We start from the raw sequence: 20,135 nt of genomic DNA on the forward strand, positions 1-20,135 counted from the left end.
TAGAATAACGGAAGAAATGTTAAAATATTGTTTAAGAAATGAAAAATATTTGTTATTTTTTTTAAATAACTTAATCATTATACTGTTTTTTTGATGTTATTTAAAAATAAAAATTAGTTATTTAACAGATATGTTGCGGTATTTTTATTTTTAACATATACTCTAAATAATCGCAAAAAAGTGACTTAAAAATTTAAGAAATACTCACACTTTTCAGAGTAGTGTCATTATAATTGAAATTTCAAACCCCTAATTTTTAACTTATATACTTTTAGAGATAGTACCAATATATGGATACTTTGCGAACTTAATTTTATTTCGTAATATTGACATGCAAAAGTGAAAACTAGAACCCACTCTAAAAAAACGGGGCATAATCCGAAAGACCTATCGAGCAGGATAATTATAATGTGAAATAAAATGAAAAAAAATGTTCAAAAATTAGCTTTAATCGTCCTAATAATTGCTATTTTAACTTCATGCTTAGGACTAAAGAAACAAGTTGGTCATACTAAATTTGAAATGTTAAATAAAATTGGCTCACCAAACCGTATTCTTAACATTTCCAATGGTGAACAAATTTATGTTTATTTTTATGAAGATTATTCTCAAAACCACTATCCAAGTGTAGTGGGGTTTATGTATATTGACAAAAACGAAAAAGTTTATAAAGTCGAGAAATATAACACTCGATTGTCATTAGATGAATTTTTACAATACAGGTGATTTGAATAACAAATTAACTATACAAATAATATAATTATAGACACTATCCCGCAATTTCTTTATTCAATTGTGATAATATATTATTAATCTAAGTGGTTTCTTTATGTTTATTGTAAATCAACTGGCAAACTTTATCCATTGCTTTAAAAATCGTAATATCAAAATTGGAGACCTTTGTAATTCCTGTTAAAGTGATAACAGCGTTATAAAGAACTTCACTGTCTTGACGTTTAATACGTTCAATAAATATTATTTCATTACTTCCTTTTGGAGAATCTGAAACCATTATCTCCTCAGTTTTGGTGTCTAATGCAAATAACATACTCATATTCTTTAAGAGTTAAAATGATTTAATGAATTATTGATGTAAATGACACCGTCCACTAGAGTTAGTTGTCATTTTTTTACATCTTTTGCCTTTTTTTGTTGTCCCTAAGCATTGAGTTGATGAAGTTGCTGAAGTATTAGTAGTGTTGCCATCACAGCAATTTGTTCCTACTCTTTTATTATGTACTCTACAATAACAACTATTAGATTTACTGCGATTACATTCTAGGCACAGTAATTGAATATTTGAAGGTTCATTGCTGCCTCCACAAGAGAATGGAGTGATATGGTCATATTCTAAGCTATAAGAACTGCCACAACATTGGCATATACCTCCGTCTCTTGTGTATACAATCTTTTTTGTTGTTTGAGAAACATATCGACTTTGAGAAAAACAACTTACACTAAATAGAAGCAGTGTTAATATTAAATATATTTTTTTCATTGTATCATTTTTTTGAATAACAACTCAAATAGTTTTTAATTATGTTACATTGATTATTTTTTTAAGAATATTAATTTTTCAAATAAAAAAAAGAAATAGCCAGTTCATCTTCCCTACAAGTCAAAGCTATATCATAATATACACCACTCCATTTATAATTAAAGTATTTATCTCTTACTTGATTTAGCTTAGCTTCACCGAACTCATCTCTCAGTAATAAAAGTATATTCTCCAAATCTTTTGGTGATTTATTAATGTAATCTGAATAATCAGAATATCTAATTCTAGCAATAAAAATTTCAGGTTTTAATTCATTAAGATTTCGAGCTTCTTTTTTAGGAAAAGCCAAGAGTAATTCTGAAAACCCCAATTTTAAAAATTTTTCATCAATTTTATCGATATATTGATTTAAATCGATTACAACGTAATTACTTTTACTTTCTAATGAAGCTTCTGCGTAAGTTAATCCAGAATAATTTGTTAATGTATACCAATCAAGATTTAAATCAATGCCAAAAATGATATTTTTACTTACTTGACAGTTAGAAATAAAAGGTGCTAAAACTAAAAAGAATATTATTTTTTTCATTTTCTTTTATAAGATGTAAACATATAATTTCTATCCACCCAAAACTCTTCCCAGGAATAGCCTTTATCTGCAAAATTAAACATCATTTTACCTCCATTTCCATGTTCGAGGTTTAAAACGTCATGTCCAAGTTCATGGTAAATTAGGTACCATCTTTTAGGGATTGATGAACTTTCCCATTTAGATGGGTCAATTTTTAAATCAATTTTTAAATCATTATAAATTCCGTAGCTCAAACCTAGAGTTTTTCTATCTAAAGTTTCAAAAGAAGTAATGACTTTACCTTTTTTTACAGGTATTTTGTGATTTTTGCAATCAAGTAAAAAAATATCAATCATTAAATTTAAATCATATTGATTAACTTCATTTAAATTATAATTTCCAACTAAATATTTTTTTTCATTTTTGACGATTCTCCTTGCTGAATAAAAAGTATAAAATTTATAAGGATTATATTTTTCGTTTAAAACTAATTTACAGTTTCTGTAAATATTAAAATCATATTTATCAACAGAATTATAAAACTCAAAACTATAATCAGTTATGTCACCCAATAATTCAGTCTTAATTCCATCTTTTTCTATACTCTGTTTGTGACACCTGTAAAATATATCTTTTAATTTTATATCATCACTTAACTGTCTTTTATGCTCTTTTTCTGTAATTTCATTCATCGAAGGATTATCTTTTAACAATAACTTAATGTCGTTTGCTGTACATAATAAACAAGGATAATCAAAAGTAACTATATCATTATATTCTTTTATTAATTTATTTTCGAACACCAAAGTACGCATATATGTATAATCCTCATTAATGATTGTTCCATATACTTTTACTATATTATCATTTGAATTTGTTTGAATATCCTTAAACCTAGAACTTTCTAAAAACTCATAACTTTCATTCAAATTAAGATTTATCCATTGTGGTGAAATATCGTAATTCAAATAAATAACATCTAAATTTTTATTAATATAAAAATCTTGGGAAAATATTTTATTTGGTTTAATTACTAAAAATGATGTAATGACAATGATTTTTATGATTTTCTTTTTTACTTTCTCCATATTTTCCATTTGTATAATTCTATATAATTATTTAATCTTCTTTAAAACAGTTAATAATTTGGGTATTTTATCAACTTGTGTTTCAGTCCAAAATGTGTAATTAAGTGTTTTATCATTATCATAACTATTTAGTTTTATTGTAATTTTTCTACTTTTTTCATATATGTAATATGAAAAAAGTCATTTCTTTAGCTTTAAAAATAAACTCTGAAGATTTATCTTTAATCTATTTGAAATTAATATCGATTTCAAGGAATCATTTTGATTTCTTAATTCAATCTTTTCTTTTTCATATTTCGTTACTCCATTATCATAACCTAATTTATAGGCTCCTCCTGATACAGTAACTATTACTAACCAAAATAAAGGATTAGTAAGTAATTCTAATATTTTATTCTCTGATTTCACGTTTGATTCATTAATAAAATTTTCTAGTTCAATTATACAGCTTTTAAGTATTTCTTCCCCTTGTTTTTTACAAGTTTCTAAATTGCTCCAAAAAGTATTATTTATTCCGCCAGTCTTTAATTGAATACTTTCAATTTCATTGATTCCTCTATAATTATCACTAAAAATTCTTGTAAGTAAAATAATAGTAGAACTTTTCCAAGCATCAATATTTAACCCATCAATTTTTAGTTTATCAATTTGGTTATTGATAAGTTCAATGTTTTTTTCTTTAGTATTTCCCATTTATTAAGCTTCCATAATTTTAAACTTCCTTCCCCTGCAAAGCCTCTCTCAAAACCTGTTGCAACAACTTTTCATTATACCCCTGACTTTCTTTTATACTTTGCTCTAAACCATCGCAAAACGCCATTAACTCCTCCAACTTGGCTACTATTTGCTCTTGCTCGTGAAGTGGTGGAAGTGGAAATAAAGTATTTCTCATATCACCTAATAATAAATTATTTATAGCAGAACCCCTTGATTTTTTTAATAGTCTTGGAGTTTCATTTATTATAAAGTTCTCTACAAATCGCATATTAGTGTGTTCTTTTATAACTTTAATAACTGCAACACTTTTTTGAAAAGTTGTGTTTTTTGTTTTTTCATCTTCAGGTGCAAATGCGGATTTACCAATTGTTGCACCTGTATTTACAATGCATAAATCACCAGGCTCTAAATTTGTTCTTCTATGTGTTTCAAGAAAATCATCATAAGTAATTTGTCGAGCACCATCATAAATAAACTGCCCGTTTTGTATGTCTTTTGCAGATAAGAAATAATATCCTGAATTTGGTTCATTCTTACAATCACCATGTTTTCCATCAGTAATTAAAGTACAAATCTCACCCAATCTACACCAAGTCCAATACTCTGGAATTTCAAAAGGAATTTCATCCTCAGAAATAGGTGCTAATTCTTTTTCTTTTTTGAGTTTTTTCTCGGCAATAAGTTGTGATTTTTCAGCTTTTATTTTTGCAAGAAATTGTTGTCCTGTTTCTTTGGTATTCGTGCTTTTCACCAATTTCCCTTGCATCGCTTCACGCAAAAAAGCTTGACGCATTTGCTTGATTAGGTCAATTTGGTGAGTGAGTTCTACATTCAATTCAACTTTTGAATCTTGCATATTTACAAATTGAACTTTGGTATCAATTTGTTTGTTAATCTCAAAATAGGGAAGTTTATAATTACCAAATGCTTTCATACCGATTGCCTCTTTTGAAGTTCCAGCTTTGGTACTATTAACAATATCATTTTTAAATTCATTAAAAATCATGTGATAAAACTTCAAATCTATTGGAAGTTTTATAGGGTCTTTAGCAGTAATAATAAAACACAAGTCACTTGATATAAATTTACCATTAACATAATGTGTTCTTCCTAATGAACCAGAAGCAGCTGCTGCAAATACCAATGCTTCACAGTCATGTGTATATTCGTTATGTGTTTTCCATTCAGAAGATGCAGTAATAAAGTCAAATTCACCTTCGGTACATTTTGAACTTTGTAATATTCCTTTTTCAAAGTGAAATAAATCATCAATCCTCATTAAACTCATTTCACAGCCTTTTTTAATTGTTCTAATAAACTATTGCTTTTATCAAAAGAGTTATGCAATAAATCCATCAATTGTATACTATTGTATTCATGTGTTTCATCTTGTTTGGTTGGATTTTTAAAGTCCAAATCATAATTGCGGTCTATGATAGTTTGGATTGGTACTTTCCAAGCAATATCACTTTTCTTTCGGTCTGCCCACCATGTTTTTATTGGGTCAAACTCTTTAGCTTGTATTGGTTTGGTTTTGTTGTAAGCTTTTTGCCCTTCAGGTAATTTATGTTCGTAATACCAAATTTCTTTGGTAGGTGTTCCTTTGGTAAAAAACAATAAATTAGTAGCTACGGTTGCATACGGTTGAAACACAGAGTTAGGCAAACGTATAATGGTATGCAGGTTGCAATCTTCCAACAGTTTTTGTCGCACCCGTTGTTTCACGCCATCACCAGTTAGCGAACCATCAGGCAAAACTATTCCTGCACGACCGCCTTGTTTTAACAAGTGTATCATTAAAATCAGGAACAAATCGGCACTTTCCTTGGTTCTATAGTTTTGTGGAAAGTTGTTTTCGTTATTGTTAGCTACAATCCCTCCAAAGGGTGGGTTGGCTAAAATAACATTTACACGGTGTTTTTCTGTAAAGTTACTCAACGGTTGGTCTAAAGCATCACCAAAACGAATGTTAGGCACTTCCATATCGTGCAAAATCAAGTTAGTAGTTGCTAGCAAATAAGGCAATGGTTTGTATTCCCAACCGATTATGTTTTCGCCAATACTTTTGCTTTCTTCAACACTATTGGCTTGCAATTTTAAATGTTCAATGGCACAAGTTAAATAACCTCCTGTTCCGCAAGCAGGGTCTAATATTTTTTCACCCAATTGTGGGTTAATCATTTCGGTAATAAAGGAAGTAATGGCACGTGGCGTATAAAACTCACCACTTTTTCCAGCACTTTGCAATCCTTTCAAAATGCTTTCGTACAGTTCGCCAAAAGCATGACGGTCTTTGGCAACGTTAAAGTCCATTTCATTCAGCTTATTCAACACTTTACGAATGTTGATACCACTTTTCATATAGTTGTTGTTACCTTCAAAAACTTCTCTTACAATCAATGCTCTACGGTTGCCTGTGCTTACATCAATGTTTCGCAAAGCAGGAAACAATTGTCTGTCAACAAATTCTAATAATTCATCGCCAGTCATTCCTTCATCATCGCCAGCCCAATTGCCTTTGGCTTTTACCCAATGAAATAAATCAGGAATTGGAGAAGTATAATTGTCATCGAGCAATTCGAGTTCTTTGTCTTTATCAGAGAATATTTTTAGGAAAAGCATCCAACCGAGTTGTTCAATGCGTTGGGCATCACCGTTAAGACCTGTGTCTTGCCACATGATGGTTTGTATGCTTTTTAGTATAGATGAGATATTGGACATAATTATTCTTCGGTTTCTATTTCTGTTTCAAATTCAAAATCTTCTTCAACTATTTCTTCCTCTTGACTAACATATTCGTCTTCGTTGAAAGTTTCAAATTGAGTTTTGGATTGTATTTCTGCTACTATTTCTTTCCCTCTAAGTTCTAAAAACTTTTGAAGATTATTTTCTAAAATAGCATCATAAGCTTCTTCAGTGATAAAATGTGTTTGTAAATGCTCTTTGATAAAAGTGTTTTGAGTAGTATATTCCTTCATGTAATCTGAAGGATATTTATTGGATATTTCTCTATTCAATCTGGAAGTAATCAACACAAAATTTAATAAAGAATTGATGCCATTCGCATCGGTTCCAAATTGCTCTCTTAGTGAATATGGAAAGAAATGATGATTCTCTTTACTGTTTGATTTGGAAAGATTGCTTCGGTCTAAAGGCACTGTATTTCCATTATCAAAATCTTTAGGTGTTCGCAAGGACATTAAACACATAACCCCATTTTTAATAACCGAATTATTTTGCATTCTCACACGAGTTATATCTTTCAAACTTATTAGTACTTTGAAAGTTCTAGGTACATCTATATTATTAACTAAGCCATTAATCCATTCTGCATCCTCTTTCATTTTTGACAAACTGGAGCTTGAATAATGTTGTGAAAAGGTAGCAGTCCAAAACCAATCTTCAATAAACTTCTTATGCTTAGCTTGAACAGAGCTTGATTGCGATTTATAAAAATAATATTGCAATACGGGTATAAATGAATGATAAGGTAAAAAGGAAGAAAAACTTACGCCATAAGACCTAACATAGTCAATTGCTTTCTTAATACAATCTGAAGTTACATTCCATTTTTGGATGCAAGCTTCAGATGTTAGTTTCAATTGATTTTGATTAGTAGCATCATCAAAAATATTCAAGGCTAAAGATTGAGTAAATACTTCATTTTCAACACCACCAAAATTTTTAACAGCATCCTCAGAGTTGAACTTATTTATTTTTTCCCTTAAATCAAAGTCAGGACTCCAAGTACTTGCATGAACCAAATCAAAAAGCGATAATCTTTTACCACCTTGATTAATCCTTTCAAAAATATCAACAACTTCCTCAAGATTCATTTTCATTGTTTTAATGATTGAAATAGGATAATCACTAAAAGTTTGCTCACAATCTCTCCAAACTTGTAATAAATTAGTTTGATGTTCTAAATCATACATTACATAATCCTTCAATACATTGCCATATTCAGCTGTATCAAACAATTTGTAGGCAGGAATATTATGTTTTTCAGTCTTTAGTCTTGGTATCTGAAAAACGCCTTTTTCAACATTAAAACAAATAGTAGAATAGTCGGTATTGTTAAGCATTTTTCCCTTTAAAGCAACATATAATGATGTAATTCTTTGTTGTCCATCAAGTATAAAGCTATATTCGTTAGAATAAGGATTTTTAGGAAGATTAAGTCCTTCAATTTCTCTTGTGAAGTTTGTATATTCCTCTTTGGATGCTGTCCAAATAAAGAACGAACCAATAGGATATTGCTTGTAAATACTGTTTAATAGATGAACGATTTTAGTTCTTTCCCATACATAACCTCTTTGAAATTTAGGGATTTTCATATTTCCATTCTCTAACTCATCAAAAACTCTCTTTAAGTTCCAATTGTTTATTATGTCTATCTTTTTTTCCATTATTTAATAGTTTTTTTTAATGCACTTTTTATTTTTCCTGAATTTTCTTCATCAAAATGATTCATAATATCAAAAGGGTCTGTTTCTTCTGCTTCCCATTTTCCTTTTTTAAATTTAAAAGTATAGGTAAATGTTTCATGAAAATCGGAAGTATTATTGATAACAATTTCCAAAAGGTCTTTTGCTTTAAACTTCAACGGAACATCAAAAGCATCAGGTTCATTTAAACGATTTAAAAGTGTAGCTTGATTTTCTTCAAAACTTAAATCCCTCATACTTGTTGGCATCATTGGTTCTCCCATACAATACTCTTCTTTGTCTTTAATATATCGGTATAGAATCCAATAATGTTTTAGATTTTCAACTGAACCATTAGCACAAGTGCAAAACTTGATTTTATCGGATACAATACACATTTATGCTTGTTTATATAATTCGTTTTCTAATTCTTTTACTGCATCCAAATAATGTTGCTTATCACCAAAATGACTTATGATTTCTATTGGAGAACCATATTCATCAAAAGGCTTTACCCGCAACACTTCAATACTTTCAATATTTTCAACACCTTCATCGGCATATTTATCCAATAAGGTTTCTAAAACTTTTCGTGCTTGTTCACCATACTTGGTGAAATAATTACGTTTTTTAACGTTATTAGCTCTTTCCTTTCTAGTTAGTGGCGGTTGGTCGAAGGCAATATGACAAATCAAATCAAATAAATCAACCTGTTTGTCAACAGCCTCATAAAGTGCTTCCACCATCACACCCTGTTCTTGCAATTCTTTGATAATGGCTTCTTTTTTATCAGCATGGTTCCAAGTCAAAAGAAAATCTTCCAACGAAGCGTATTTTCCTTTTATAATTTCTTTTGTATGGTCTTTTAAACTTATGGTAATCGGCTTGCCATTAGAATCAAAAAACAACTCTCTGGAAACTAAAACCGAAACATTTACACCATTGATGTATTGTTTTGGTCTATTTACATATTCTGTTTGAGGTTCTTCTACAGGATTTCTAATTATAGGTTTTTCTATAATGATTTCAACACCTGTTACTTCGTCAATAATTGGCGTTTCATCTTCTTCTTCCTCATCCTCAATATCAGTCAAATTAATATCTTCAGTAATAGGTTTCACTCGAAGTGGGTCTCCATCAAAAGCAGGGTCAGCAAAATTATCAGTAGCATTTCTGAAATCTAAAATCGTAAAATACAATTTGTTAAATTCTTCATTAATTCTGGTTCCACGACCTACAATTTGCTTGAATTTGGTCATGGAATTAATATTGGCATCCAATACAATTACCTTGCATGTTTGTGCATCAACTCCTGTTGTCATTAGTTCAGAAGTGGTGGCAATAACTGGATATTTTTCTTCAGGATTGATAAAGTTATCCAATTCACGTTTGCCTTCATCATTATCACCCGTAATCTGCATCACATATTTGTAATTTTCAGCAACCAAATCGGCATTATGTCTTGAAATGGCATTTCGCATCCTTTCGGCATGGTCAATATCAACACAAAAAATAATAGTTTTTGCAAAGCGATCAAATCCTTTTAGGTATTCTGTTACTTTTTGAGCAATTATATCTGTTCTTTCATCAATAACCAGTTTTCTGTCAAAATCTTTACGGTTGTATATACGATCTTCTATTTCAACACCATCTTTGTCTGTTTTTCCTTGTTGTGGGCGATACCCCTCGGAATCTACATTCAAACCCACACGAATTACTTTGTACGGAGCTAAAAATCCGTCATCAATTCCTTGTTTTAAAGAATAGGTGTAAACAGGTTCTCCAAAATATTCGGTGTTGCTTGTTTCTTTGCTTTCTCTTGGAGTAGCAGTTAAACCAATATGTGTTGCATTTTTGAAATAAGTTAATATTTCTCTCCAAGCACTTTCTTCATTGGCACTACCACGGTGACACTCATCTATTACAATCAAATCAAAAAAGTCAGGAGAAAATTGTTTGTAAGCATTGGCTTCTTCATCAGAGCCAGTTAAACCTTGATATAAAGCCAAGTATATTTCATAACTTTTATCAATCATTCGATGTTTAACTACGGTCATTTTATCTTTAAAATGTTTGAAATCACCTCTTTTTGTTTGGTCAATCAAAGCATTTCTATCGGCAAGAAAAAGGATTCGTTTTTTAGCCCCACTTTTCCAAAGTCGATGAATTATTTGGAAAGCAGTATAGGTTTTTCCAGTTCCAGTTGCCATTACCAAAATGATTCGGTTTTGCCCATTTGCAATAGCTTCAACAGTTCTATTTACAGCAATTTGTTGGTAGTATCTAGGTTTACGACCTGAACCATCTGAAAAGTATTTTTGTAAAGCGATTTTCTCTCCATTTGGAGTTACAATGCCTTTATATTGTTTGTATTTATCCCATAAAGCCTCAGGAGAAGGAAATTCATCTATGGTTAATTCCGTTTCAATTGTAGCATCTTTTACTGTTCTATCGTGAAAAAGAAAACCATCACCATTGCTACTAAAAACACATGGAATATCTAAGGTTATTGCGTAACCTAGAGCTTGTTGGATTCCAGCCCTAACGGAATGTTTGTTGTCTTTTACTTCAATTACAGCAATCGGATTATCTTGGTAATATAGAATGTAATCAGCACGTTTTCGTTCCCCACGTGCTGTTAACTTCCCTCTAACGTAGATTTTACCATCCGTAAAGAAAACTTCTTCCAAAATTTGCTTATGCAAATCCCATCCTGCCTTTTGAAGTGCAGGAGTTATAAATTTTGTACAAATATCTCTTTCAGATAAACTCTTTTTATTTATCATATAATATCAAAAATACATTATGAAATGCAAATTATTATAAAGTGCATTAGCTTATTAATTATAAAACGTTAAAAATAGGGATTTTCATTGTAGTAATACTTGAATATTAATTCTTAGTTAAAATAATTATTTTTTGAATTATTAACTAATTACTTTCTCAGAAAAAAATCATATACATTAAAACTTATTAAAAACATAAAAAAGTTTTACCTATTTTAATGATGTCTTAGAAAAATAATTTAAAAATTCTTTGGAACCCAAAACATCAACTTCATTCGATAAACCAAGAATAAAACGTGTAATTGGCTTTGGATTGTTAATGCAACAACTGAGTAGATAGGCATTCTTGTTAGGTTCTAATTTGATAAAAGGAATAACCGATGGATATTCTTCTTTTAAAATTACATACGCCCTTAGCGATAACCTAAGTTGAATATCGAATTTTTCTCCGTTGTATTCAGTAAATCCAAATACATCCACTGGGTCTAACTTATGTAAGCTCTTAAATTCTTGTTTTGCTTCAAGAGGTTCAACATCAGATATACGTTCTACGTTGAAATATTTGTTTTTCTGTGTAACTTCTTCAAATGCACAAATTGATGTGTAGTTGTCTGTAAATGCTATGGGTTCGACCAAACGATCTGATATTTTTTGAGAATTAGCTGAATGATAACTTTTCAAAATTACTTTGTTTTCCTGTTGAATTGACAAACTTAATTTTTGGACAATCTTACCTACATGCGCATTCAAGATATGGTTGCCATGAACTGCAATTTCTGACTTGAAATATATTTTCTTCAACACTGCATCTTTAAGCTTGCTCTGCTTTCCTGAACTCAAAAGCAATTCCCTAAGCAATGTTACCTCTTCATTGGTAAACGATTCCGTTTCATCATACAACCCACCTTTTATAAAGTATCGTTTGTTTTGGTCACGCTCCAATTCAAACCCCAATTCTTTAATAAGGTCTAAGTATCTGTATACGGTGCGCTCAGTGCTTTCGATAAAACCTGACATAAACCTAATTGACTTTGCAGGTTCTTTTTGAAGCAATGAAATGAGCTGAAGAACTCTTAGTATTTTATTTTGATTAAGCATACTATAAAAATTTTACGACAAATTAGGTCAATATAAATCACATTAGCAAGTAGTTGTCCCAAGTTGTCAAAAAGAATTAAGTTGTTTGTGTTTTATTAATTAAAAACAAAAATAAAATGAAAAAATTATTACTTATTCTGATGTCAGTATCAGCTTTGTCAAATGCGCAAGAAACAGAATTTACTTTTAATAGTGAAAGAGGAATGTCAGATTTTGTTGTTGCAAATGTGGAAGGCAAAACCGCTCAAGAAATATATAAAAAAGCTATTGAATGGATAAAAATTACTTACAAGAACCCTGACAAGGTTATCCTATCAACTATTGAAAATGAATACATACGATTTGAAGGTAGCTCAGGTTCTTTTTATTCAATCAACTTAGGATTTATGGGAAAATCTTATCAACAGACAAAATATCAAATTGAAATTTCTATAAAAGATAGTCGATATAAGTTTGATATCATCGGGATGGAAAACTATACATCACCAAGTCAATATTCAAGTGGTGGATGGTCTGATAATACTTTATTTAATGCTAATGTTACTAAAGAGTATTTAGAAAAATCCATCTATAAAAAAGACGGAAGTCTTCGTAGTGCATGGAAAAACATAAATGATGTTCCAGTATATTTTAATGACCTTAACAAATCTATGCTTAATTACATAATAGTTTCTCAAAAGAAAAATGATGGTTGGTAATATGCTTACAAAGAACTTATTCTGTCACAAGCTAAACTGAAAATTCATCGAGTTTAAACACCATAAAAGATTTTATACTCCATATAAAATAAGAAAAACAAATGATTTCAATAAAATGTGGTACTTATTGATGATAGATGTTTTTCAAATGAATCCCTGCTTTGAGTGGGGATTCATATTTATTACATGATTACAAATACCATGATGTCTACATAATGACAGGACATACAGTTTAATATTGAAGATGAGATTATAATTTGTAATCTTGAAATTAGCTAAATAAAAAAAATAAGTAAATATGGATTTTCATTTTCGTTAAGTAGGTTGTTAGGAATAGTGCATGTGATTATGTTTAAAAAATTCTTACACCTTTAGGCACATTCGATATTAAAAAATAGTTTTGAATTTCTTCCAAAAAAAATTTAGCAAATTTACACAAACAACATTATAAAGAGCAACCGTTTAATTTGATACTATAGAAGATTGATTTAAAGTTTAATTGAAGAGAATTTATAATTGTAAATTGACATTTTTAAAATAATTATAAAGCTACCAATCGCTCGTCTAATTTTAAAACTTTGTATAGCTCACTTCCACCATCTTCATTTTTTACGGCTAAAATAACCCTAAACAAATAGCTTCCTTTATTAATCTGATGACCAGATTTTACCAAATCATTACTTTGAAATGCACGGGTATAGAATATTGATGAAAATTCAATATGGTCATTATATGGGTAATCCAATTTTCGCATTTCAATAATCATAAATTGATTACTTGGCAACGACTTAACACCATCGATTTTTAGCCAATAATCTTTATTAACGGAAAACTTCACACCATTTAAATTATAGGTTTTTATTGATTTATCTTGAGCAAATCCAATACTGGTTAATAAACTGAATACATAAATTAAATACTTTTTCATAAGTAATGGTTTTTAAATTAGAGTTCAAAATTAATAAGTCGATTAGTCAAATTATGGCAAAGTTATATATGCTATTCAACCTCTAAAACAATCAAAATGGTTTAAGGGTTTAAATAAGTATATAATTCCAATGCTTCTTGTATTTTAGGATATAAAGTAAAATCTCGGTAACGATATTCACTTATAATATCATATAAACTCTCACCAGTTGGCAATAAAATGGTTTTGGCTTTTTCAAAAGCACTTGGTCGTTTCAAGTTGATTGCTTTTCTGAAAGCGATTGATTCTTCTATGCTAGATTGGGTTACTGAACAATACAATTGTTCCAACTGGTAATGGTACAATAACTTACCGAAAGTGTTTTCAAAATAACATGCACTCTTACTTGAAGTATCGCAAACTTTAAAAAGTGATAAGTTATTTTCAGACTCTTTAAAGAAGCCGTAATAACTTACCAAATACAATAACTCGGCAAAAGAAACTTTGTTGAGTTGGGATAAATAATTAGTAAACTTAACTTTTGGCAGTTCTGTGATGCTGTTTATAAATCTAATATAAAATACTATTGGTTTACCATCTTCTAGTGCATATACCAAATGAACCCATTCAAAATCGTTTGCTTCTATTTGTTGTTGTTTTTGGTATTCAGTGATAATAGGATAGCAAATAAAATCTGTATCCTTTATAGAAACTACCAATTCAAAGATTTCATTATTAGACATTACAAATAAATTTGATGCAAGATTACTTAGGTACAAAGACAAGAAGTGGCAAAGTTGAAAAAGTTATGAATTGATATTTTATTTACTTTTGTACGCTGAACATTAAATCGTTACACTATGGAAATTCCACCTAATGCAGATTTTGAAGAATTAAAAAAAATTTTAAATAAAAAATTATCTAATTCATTCGTACCACATTTAGATGAAATACCAAACATTAATTCAAAAGGCATTTATTTTTGGTTTATGAACCCTGATGGTTATAAAGCTTTAATTAAAAGTGATTCTATTAAGCCTATTGAACCAAGGTATACAAGAAATATTGAGGGAGTAATATATGATTTAGTTTATTTAGGAACCACTGGTACTGGAAAACAAGGGAAAAATAATTTATTTAAAAGATTGGATTGGCATATTAATCAAGTTCATAGAGAATCAACTATAAGGCAAAAAGAATCCGCTTTATCAACATTAAGAACTGGATTAGGTTCGCTATTAGCAGATGATTTGATTATTCCAAATACAGAAACTGACATAAATAATTTTATGAAAACCTATATGAAGGTATTTTGGATTGTTTATCCAGATAATAAAACTTTAATCGATAATGATGAAAAAATATTAATAAAAAAAATTAAACCATTATTAAATTTAAAGCACAATCCCAATCATTTAAAAGGTTCTGAGGATAATCCAACAAAAGATTATAGAGCAAGGAGAAATAAAATTGAAATAGCTACAAAAAAAAGACTAGAATTTCTAAAAACAAAAGAAAAAAAAAGTACCATGCCAACACAAATCAAAATTAATAAAACAGAAAAAAACATACAAATCACAAATATGGAAATAAAGGATAAATGTTTCGAAAAAGTATTTACGAATGCTGAAGAAATTAAACGATATTTTGAAAAATTAAAATTCAAAGAAGGAAAATGGACATTTCAAATTTTTGAAACAAAAAAACCAGGGAATATTATTACTCCATATAGTGGTTGTAAAACTAAATTACCTTCAGAATATTTAGGAAATCAAGAAACAAATAAAAGTAGAAGAGTTCAAGGAAAAAGTAGTGACCCTTACAGATGGGAAATAATTGATAAAGAAATGAAAGAATTAAATATTGATAAAGTTACAGTAAAAGCATGTCCACTTAATGAATCAAAAAAATAGGAGAAACATGAACATAAACTGCATAAACTATAAAATAGTAAACTCAAAAACAGCCTTAAAACCAATTATTTTACAAGCAATTCTGGATTTATTTAAAGAAGGCAAACAGGTTATGACTCTGAAAATGATTAGACAAAGATGCATCTTACTTGATTCTAAATTTCCGAGAACTAGTCATCAAGCTGCAATTGCCACTTCAATGAGAAATGCAATTAAATGCGGAGGAAGAATTATTGGAGAAAATAGAGATTTTAATGATTTCACTATTTCTTTTGAGGTTAATGGTAATGGTTTAGTAATTGAAACTCCTAAAAAAACTCTTCCAAAGATTGAATCAAAGAAAAAAGAGGTAGCCTCTAACACTAATGAAATAGTCAAAAAACGTAAGAAAACTAAACCTTCAATTAACAAGATTGGAGAATTTTCAAAAATTATAGAAAAATATAATTTAGATAAATTAAAAGATGATAACAGACCCAAACTTTTAATTATTCCTTGCAGTAAATCAAAAAGCCCAGGTGGTATTAATACATTTAGTAGTATTTTTAATTTAAATCCTAATAGGACAAATAGCATTATTCAGTATAACAATGAACGTATTATGAATCCTAATTATTTTAATAATGAAAATAGAATTGGTGTAAATATTGTTGATGTTAATTATTTCAATGCTGCTTTTAATAATATTTTATGCAAGAAAGCTATCGACAGATATGATTCGGGAGGTAGTATTTTCTACTCTACATATAATTTAAAAAACTTATATCTGCAAAAAATCAATAATAACAAATTACATGTATTAATAATTTCTGGTCTTTATGGTTTATTAAAATATGATGATTACATTCCAGATTATCACTTTGAAATGAAAAGAAATACTATATGGACAAATCAAAATGATTTTAGCATAAGAAATGAGGTAGATAATTATATTGTTAACAATAATATTCCTGAGGAAAACGTATTTTATTCATTATCTAAAACAGGAAAATACAGAGAGGCTTTAAAACCAAATCATTTATGGAAATCTTTATGGATTAATAATTATGGAAACGGTGCTAATTTAAATAGTGCTGAATTTATTGCTCAAGAATTTTTGACTAGGCTTTAATTCAACCGCTCACATTTATCACCAAACCTTCCCAAGAAATAATCCATTTCATGGTTTTCCCAAACAGTGATTTCTACAATAAGGAAGTCGCTGTTTTTTTCTTTCACTACTTGTGATGGGTGTATCTTTTTATTTTCCATAATGCCCATCGCCCAATCGGTAAATTTCAGTCGGTAGGTTTTGAGTTGGTTTTCCTTCCAGTTATACCAAACACCCAGACTGTGTTTTAATAAATCTTCCAGTTTTGTAGCTTTGTACAAGGCAGCATAATCATAAAAAATAAGAATATCTTCCTCCTGTATTTCTTCGGTTTCTTGAATGGCCGGGTATACTTTTTTTTCTGTAAACTTATCCATAGTATAAGTTTGAAGTAAATTAGTAGGCTTATAGGTTTCTTCATCAATAGCACTACCTAATAAATAATATCGGTTATCGTAATAACGCACTTGTAAAGGTGCTACTTGTCGCATCTTTACCTCACCTTTCTTTTCATACAGAAATTGAATGGCTTGTCCGCGCTTCGCAAAATCAATAATTTGACCCGCAAGCAACAGCAGTTGGTCTTGTTGGTGTAATGTTGGTTGAACATGCACAAAATATGGCAAGACATTCAGTTCTTTTTCTGAATAATCAAAATCATCCATCAAAGCGGTTTTTAGCCAATTTACAGAACTCATCGACTTCTCGGTATCTAATAACCCTAACAGTAATGGAAAAGTTAATTTTTCATCTTCTGTTAGGTATAAATTTTCAGGGTAACCTTCGAGCACAAAATAATTTCTGCCATTAATTTTGCGAGAAACAATCTCATAACCATTTTCTAACAAACTCTCTTTAGCTCGATCAAGTGTTCTTCTAGAAATTGGCTCTAAACCATAATCATTTATTAAAATACTGTTTAATGAACTTAATAATTCATCAATAGTCCTCTTTTGGTCTCTCAAAAGTTTTAACACAATTTTTTTGTACAAACGTTTTTTACTAATGTCTTCCATAAAATATTTTTTTCTAAAAATCAAAGATATAGAACTTTGCCAAAAAATGCCAAGTGAATGTCTAATATTGCACTCACTAAGCATGGGTGGCGGAAGTTGGTTCGGTGCACAGAACCAGATAGAAGACGCGCACAACCTAGGTTGTCTGGATTATAAATCCGTGGAGGTGCGAGTCCTTCCCCATGCACAAATTTAAATAAACGCAAGATGAAAAACCTCCAATTTGACAAACTAAAATTTATTGAATTCGTAATCGCTGAATCAATCTCTAATTCATCCAATAAAGAGAGCATTTTAGCCACTCCTGAAATCCAGGGTTTACTTAAGTTTTTTAACATCAATTACGACGAACTATTGATATTAGCATTATTAATAGAAGGAGGTATTCGACAAGAAGAACAAGGTGTAGATTCTTTTTTGGAACACTTTGGGGGAGGCATAAGTAGTTTAAAAAACATTAACGATGCATTACAAGGGTTAATCTCTAAAGGATATGTTATTGCACATACCAAAAACCGTTTAAGCAAAACATTGATTAAGCAGACGTTTCAAGCAGATGAAAAAGTGTATGAAGCACTATTAACAAACGATACAAACATTCTAAAATCAAAACCAGCCGAAAATTTTATTGAATTGTTAAAACTAATTCAAGAGCAAATTGACCGAAGAAGTGAAGGATACTTTGACGCAGAAACACTAATAAGATTAGTAGAAAAAGAAATAAACAATGCAAAAAAATGCACACAACTAGAATGGATAAACAAGTTTAACTTAAACATTAACGAAAAAGTGCTCTTTTTCTGTGCTGCAATTAATTATTATATGAATGAAACACAGATAGATTTGGAATATTGTATCAAGCAAATTGAAGATAATTTCAGAAAGCAGAAAGCAATTAGAGATAAAATCATCAATAAAACCTCTCTGCTAATTACAAATGAATTAGTGGTTAAAGAAGATGATGGATTTGTGTTTGATGAGTTTATTGGATTAACTCAAAAATCTATTACGGCTTTATTTGAAAAAGAAAAAAAGAAACAAAAGAAAAAAGTCTACACAACTGGTACAATTATCAATCCAGAGGATATTATTGAGGAAAAATTGTTTTACAATGATACCGAACTCAAACAAATTAAAACAATTGAAAAAGTATTAAGTAAAGACAAACATCAATTAGTTATAAAGCAATTGGAGGATAATGGTTTAGGTAAAGGAATTGCTATACTTTTTAATGGTTTTTCCGGAACAGGTAAAACAGCTACTGCCAAGCGATTGGCTAAAACAACTAACCGCTCTTTGTTTTGTGTGGATGTGGAAAAAGTAATCGACAAATGGATGGGAGATTCAGAAAAAAATGTAAAAAAGATTTTTGACGAATATTATGACTTCTCAAAAGAATGCGAACTTACTCCTATCCTATTCTTCAACGAAGACAGCATTTTTTCTAAGCGTGTAACGGTTAGTCAATCTACCGACCGTTCTCACAACAGCATGCAAAACATTCTATTAGAACAAATGGAGAATTTTAAAGGAATTTCAATAGTTACGAGTAATAACGCTGATAAACTAGATGCCGCTTTTGAAAGACGATTTTTGTATAAAGTTGAATTTGAAAAACCTACAAAAGAAACTCAATTACAATTGTTACAAAATAGTTTTCCAAGTTTGCCAACTGATGTTATCAACAAAGCAGTAGAAAATTTTTCATTTACAGGAGGACAAATTTATAATATTCGAAAAAAATATATCATGCATTGTATTCTTGAAGAAGCTGATTTGGAATCATTATTCTTAACTATTTGCCAAGAGGAAATAAAAATTGCTGTTAATAAGAAAATTGGATTCAATAAAAATTAATATTATGGAAAAGACCATCCGCTCGTATCTTAATACACTTATTGTATTATTCATATTTTACTTTGCAACCAGAGGAATAGTTAAACTATTTTGGAATAATAAAGACATAAAAGTCATTAGGGCTAGAACTCAGTTTTTATTTGGAGTTTTATTTATAGGTTCTTTATTTTATATAATAGGGATTTATCATATAGCTGGAGGAAAATATAGTTTAGTTTCTTTTTTTTACAAAATTTATATCATAATTGCATTTATCTACATAGTAGTTGGATTACTATATGATATTGTGAGTAACTCAAAATTAAATTTGAAAAAATAATTCAAAGGTGAAATCTTCAGTTTTATTAGGTACTAAACCATATTCTTTTTGAAATAGTCTATTCATGTTGATAGGTTTCTCAGTAAACAGAAGTCTTCAAATGCTCAGATAAAAAATCTTTTCGTTCAACTACTTTATACTGACTATCTC

General features: G+C 29.6%; 20 protein-coding genes and 1 tRNA gene. 7 read left to right on the forward strand and 14 right to left on the reverse strand.

What is annotated here, in order from left to right:
• The first annotated feature begins 420 nt into the window (after positions 1 to 420).
• The gene (locus ACOYLT_RS05555; RefSeq protein WP_422852871.1) at positions 421 to 726 is read left to right on the forward strand and encodes a hypothetical protein; all 306 of its coding nucleotides are present in this window, start codon (positions 421 to 423) and stop codon (positions 724 to 726) included.
• An 88-nt stretch (positions 727 to 814) separates the two neighbouring features.
• Here the strand turns inward: ACOYLT_RS05555 and ACOYLT_RS05560 are convergent, their stop codons facing one another.
• From ACOYLT_RS05560 to ACOYLT_RS05610, 11 genes are all read right to left on the reverse strand, one after another.
• Complete coding sequence (locus ACOYLT_RS05560; RefSeq protein WP_422852872.1) at positions 815 to 1,054, reverse strand: hypothetical protein; 240 nt, start codon at positions 1,052 to 1,054, stop codon at positions 815 to 817.
• 30 nt (positions 1,055 to 1,084) lie between these two features.
• Positions 1,085 to 1,498, reverse strand: coding sequence for an HNH endonuclease (locus tag ACOYLT_RS05565; RefSeq protein WP_422852873.1), 414 nt, complete (start codon positions 1,496 to 1,498; stop codon positions 1,085 to 1,087).
• 70 nt (positions 1,499 to 1,568) lie between these two features.
• Positions 1,569 to 2,087, reverse strand: a complete 519-nt coding sequence (locus ACOYLT_RS05570; protein WP_422852874.1) for a hypothetical protein — start codon at positions 2,085 to 2,087, stop codon at positions 1,569 to 1,571.
• Positions 2,084 to 3,157 carry a hypothetical protein gene (locus ACOYLT_RS05575; RefSeq protein ID WP_422852875.1) on the reverse strand — a complete coding sequence of 358 codons (1,074 nt, stop codon included), beginning with the start codon at positions 3,155 to 3,157 and terminating at the stop codon, positions 2,084 to 2,086. The genes ACOYLT_RS05570 and ACOYLT_RS05575 overlap by 4 nt, the downstream gene beginning before the upstream one ends.
• Positions 3,158 to 3,337: 180 nt before the next feature.
• Entirely contained in the window at positions 3,338 to 3,850 is a 513-nt protein-coding gene (locus ACOYLT_RS05580; protein ID WP_422852876.1) for a hypothetical protein, read from the reverse strand.
• Between the two features lie 19 nt (positions 3,851 to 3,869).
• A complete protein-coding gene (locus tag ACOYLT_RS05585; protein WP_422852877.1) occupies positions 3,870 to 5,162 on the reverse strand; it encodes a restriction endonuclease subunit S in 1,293 nt (430 codons plus the stop codon).
• Complete coding sequence (locus tag ACOYLT_RS05590; RefSeq protein WP_422852878.1) at positions 5,159 to 6,595, reverse strand: N-6 DNA methylase; 1,437 nt, start codon at positions 6,593 to 6,595, stop codon at positions 5,159 to 5,161. Before ACOYLT_RS05590 ends, ACOYLT_RS05585 begins: the two co-directional genes overlap by 4 nt.
• A 2-nt stretch (positions 6,596 to 6,597) precedes the next feature.
• Positions 6,598 to 8,283 (reverse strand): GmrSD restriction endonuclease domain-containing protein, encoded by a 1,686-nt coding sequence (locus tag ACOYLT_RS05595; RefSeq protein WP_422852879.1) that lies wholly within the window; start codon positions 8,281 to 8,283, stop codon positions 6,598 to 6,600.
• Positions 8,283 to 8,699, reverse strand: a complete 417-nt coding sequence (locus ACOYLT_RS05600) for a hypothetical protein (RefSeq protein WP_422852880.1) — start codon at positions 8,697 to 8,699, stop codon at positions 8,283 to 8,285. The genes ACOYLT_RS05595 and ACOYLT_RS05600 overlap by 1 nt, the downstream gene beginning before the upstream one ends.
• On the reverse strand, positions 8,700 to 11,084 hold the full coding sequence (gene hsdR, locus ACOYLT_RS05605; protein WP_422852890.1) for an EcoAI/FtnUII family type I restriction enzme subunit R: 2,385 nt from the start codon (positions 11,082 to 11,084) through the stop codon (positions 8,700 to 8,702).
• A 213-nt stretch (positions 11,085 to 11,297) separates the two neighbouring features.
• Complete coding sequence (locus ACOYLT_RS05610; protein WP_422852881.1) at positions 11,298 to 12,185, reverse strand: helix-turn-helix transcriptional regulator; 888 nt, start codon at positions 12,183 to 12,185, stop codon at positions 11,298 to 11,300.
• Positions 12,186 to 12,301: 116 nt separating this feature from the next.
• Here ACOYLT_RS05610 and ACOYLT_RS05615 point away from each other — a divergent pair, with 116 nt between their 5' ends.
• Positions 12,302 to 12,883 (forward strand): DUF4468 domain-containing protein, encoded by a 582-nt coding sequence (locus tag ACOYLT_RS05615; RefSeq protein WP_422852882.1) that lies wholly within the window; start codon positions 12,302 to 12,304, stop codon positions 12,881 to 12,883.
• A gap of 541 nt (positions 12,884 to 13,424) precedes the next feature.
• On the opposite strand, the gene ACOYLT_RS05620 is transcribed toward ACOYLT_RS05615, so the two are convergent.
• Both ACOYLT_RS05620 and ACOYLT_RS05625 read right to left on the reverse strand, forming a co-directional pair.
• Entirely contained in the window at positions 13,425 to 13,811 is a 387-nt protein-coding gene (locus ACOYLT_RS05620) for a hypothetical protein (RefSeq protein ID WP_422852883.1), read from the reverse strand.
• Between the two features lie 101 nt (positions 13,812 to 13,912).
• Complete coding sequence (locus ACOYLT_RS05625) at positions 13,913 to 14,533, reverse strand: hypothetical protein (protein WP_422852884.1); 621 nt, start codon at positions 14,531 to 14,533, stop codon at positions 13,913 to 13,915.
• A gap of 117 nt (positions 14,534 to 14,650) precedes the next feature.
• Between ACOYLT_RS05625 and ACOYLT_RS05630 the strand changes: the two genes are divergently transcribed.
• Both ACOYLT_RS05630 and yaaA read left to right on the forward strand, forming a co-directional pair.
• Positions 14,651 to 15,703 (forward strand): GIY-YIG nuclease family protein, encoded by a 1,053-nt coding sequence (locus tag ACOYLT_RS05630; protein ID WP_422852885.1) that lies wholly within the window; start codon positions 14,651 to 14,653, stop codon positions 15,701 to 15,703.
• Between the two features lie 7 nt (positions 15,704 to 15,710).
• On the forward strand, positions 15,711 to 16,814 hold the full coding sequence (yaaA, locus tag ACOYLT_RS05635; RefSeq protein WP_422852886.1) for a peroxide stress protein YaaA: 1,104 nt from the start codon (positions 15,711 to 15,713) through the stop codon (positions 16,812 to 16,814).
• On the opposite strand, the gene ACOYLT_RS05640 is transcribed toward yaaA, so the two are convergent.
• A complete protein-coding gene (locus ACOYLT_RS05640; protein ID WP_422852887.1) occupies positions 16,811 to 17,809 on the reverse strand; it encodes a helix-turn-helix transcriptional regulator in 999 nt (332 codons plus the stop codon). The two genes, yaaA and ACOYLT_RS05640, sit on opposite strands and share 4 nt — an antisense overlap.
• An 80-nt stretch (positions 17,810 to 17,889) precedes the next feature.
• Here ACOYLT_RS05640 and ACOYLT_RS05645 point away from each other — a divergent pair.
• The 3 genes from ACOYLT_RS05645 to ACOYLT_RS05655 all read left to right on the forward strand — a co-directional run bounded on the left by ACOYLT_RS05645 (position 17,890) and on the right by ACOYLT_RS05655 (position 19,985).
• Positions 17,890 to 17,996 (forward strand) — tRNA-OTHER (locus ACOYLT_RS05645).
• A gap of 20 nt (positions 17,997 to 18,016) precedes the next feature.
• Entirely contained in the window at positions 18,017 to 19,666 is a 1,650-nt protein-coding gene (locus tag ACOYLT_RS05650) for an ATP-binding protein (protein ID WP_422852888.1), read from the forward strand.
• Between the two features lie 4 nt (positions 19,667 to 19,670).
• Positions 19,671 to 19,985, forward strand: a complete 315-nt coding sequence (locus ACOYLT_RS05655; RefSeq protein WP_422852889.1) for a hypothetical protein — start codon at positions 19,671 to 19,673, stop codon at positions 19,983 to 19,985.
• The last annotated feature ends 150 nt before the right edge of the window (positions 19,986 to 20,135 follow it).

It is taken from the genome of Flavobacterium sp., from assembly GCF_049318185.1.
Lineage (GTDB): Bacteria > Bacteroidota > Bacteroidia > Flavobacteriales > Flavobacteriaceae > Flavobacterium.

Coding starts and splice junctions, on each gene's coding strand:
- ACOYLT_RS05560 (WP_422852872.1), bottom strand. CDS start 1,054: ATGAGTATGTTATTTGCATTAGACACCAAAACTGAGGAGATAATGGTT.
- ACOYLT_RS05580 (WP_422852876.1), bottom strand. CDS start 3,850: ATGGGAAATACTAAAGAAAAAAACATTGAACTTATCAATAACCAAATT.
- ACOYLT_RS05655 (WP_422852889.1), top strand. CDS start 19,671: ATGGAAAAGACCATCCGCTCGTATCTTAATACACTTATTGTATTATTC.
- ACOYLT_RS05590 (WP_422852878.1), bottom strand. CDS start 6,595: ATGTCCAATATCTCATCTATACTAAAAAGCATACAAACCATCATGTGG.
- ACOYLT_RS05650 (WP_422852888.1), top strand. CDS start 18,017: ATGAAAAACCTCCAATTTGACAAACTAAAATTTATTGAATTCGTAATC.
- ACOYLT_RS05615 (WP_422852882.1), top strand. CDS start 12,302: ATGAAAAAATTATTACTTATTCTGATGTCAGTATCAGCTTTGTCAAAT.
- ACOYLT_RS05610 (WP_422852881.1), bottom strand. CDS start 12,185: ATGCTTAATCAAAATAAAATACTAAGAGTTCTTCAGCTCATTTCATTG.
- ACOYLT_RS05595 (WP_422852879.1), bottom strand. CDS start 8,283: ATGGAAAAAAAGATAGACATAATAAACAATTGGAACTTAAAGAGAGTT.
- ACOYLT_RS05630 (WP_422852885.1), top strand. CDS start 14,651: ATGGAAATTCCACCTAATGCAGATTTTGAAGAATTAAAAAAAATTTTA.
- ACOYLT_RS05620 (WP_422852883.1), bottom strand. CDS start 13,811: ATGAAAAAGTATTTAATTTATGTATTCAGTTTATTAACCAGTATTGGA.
- ACOYLT_RS05575 (WP_422852875.1), bottom strand. CDS start 3,157: ATGGAGAAAGTAAAAAAGAAAATCATAAAAATCATTGTCATTACATCA.
- ACOYLT_RS05565 (WP_422852873.1), bottom strand. CDS start 1,498: ATGAAAAAAATATATTTAATATTAACACTGCTTCTATTTAGTGTAAGT.
- yaaA (WP_422852886.1), top strand. CDS start 15,711: ATGAACATAAACTGCATAAACTATAAAATAGTAAACTCAAAAACAGCC.
- ACOYLT_RS05625 (WP_422852884.1), bottom strand. CDS start 14,533: ATGTCTAATAATGAAATCTTTGAATTGGTAGTTTCTATAAAGGATACA.
- ACOYLT_RS05555 (WP_422852871.1), top strand. CDS start 421: ATGAAAAAAAATGTTCAAAAATTAGCTTTAATCGTCCTAATAATTGCT.
- ACOYLT_RS05600 (WP_422852880.1), bottom strand. CDS start 8,699: ATGTGTATTGTATCCGATAAAATCAAGTTTTGCACTTGTGCTAATGGT.
- ACOYLT_RS05585 (WP_422852877.1), bottom strand. CDS start 5,162: ATGAGTTTAATGAGGATTGATGATTTATTTCACTTTGAAAAAGGAATA.
- ACOYLT_RS05570 (WP_422852874.1), bottom strand. CDS start 2,087: ATGAAAAAAATAATATTCTTTTTAGTTTTAGCACCTTTTATTTCTAAC.
- ACOYLT_RS05640 (WP_422852887.1), bottom strand. CDS start 17,809: ATGGAAGACATTAGTAAAAAACGTTTGTACAAAAAAATTGTGTTAAAA.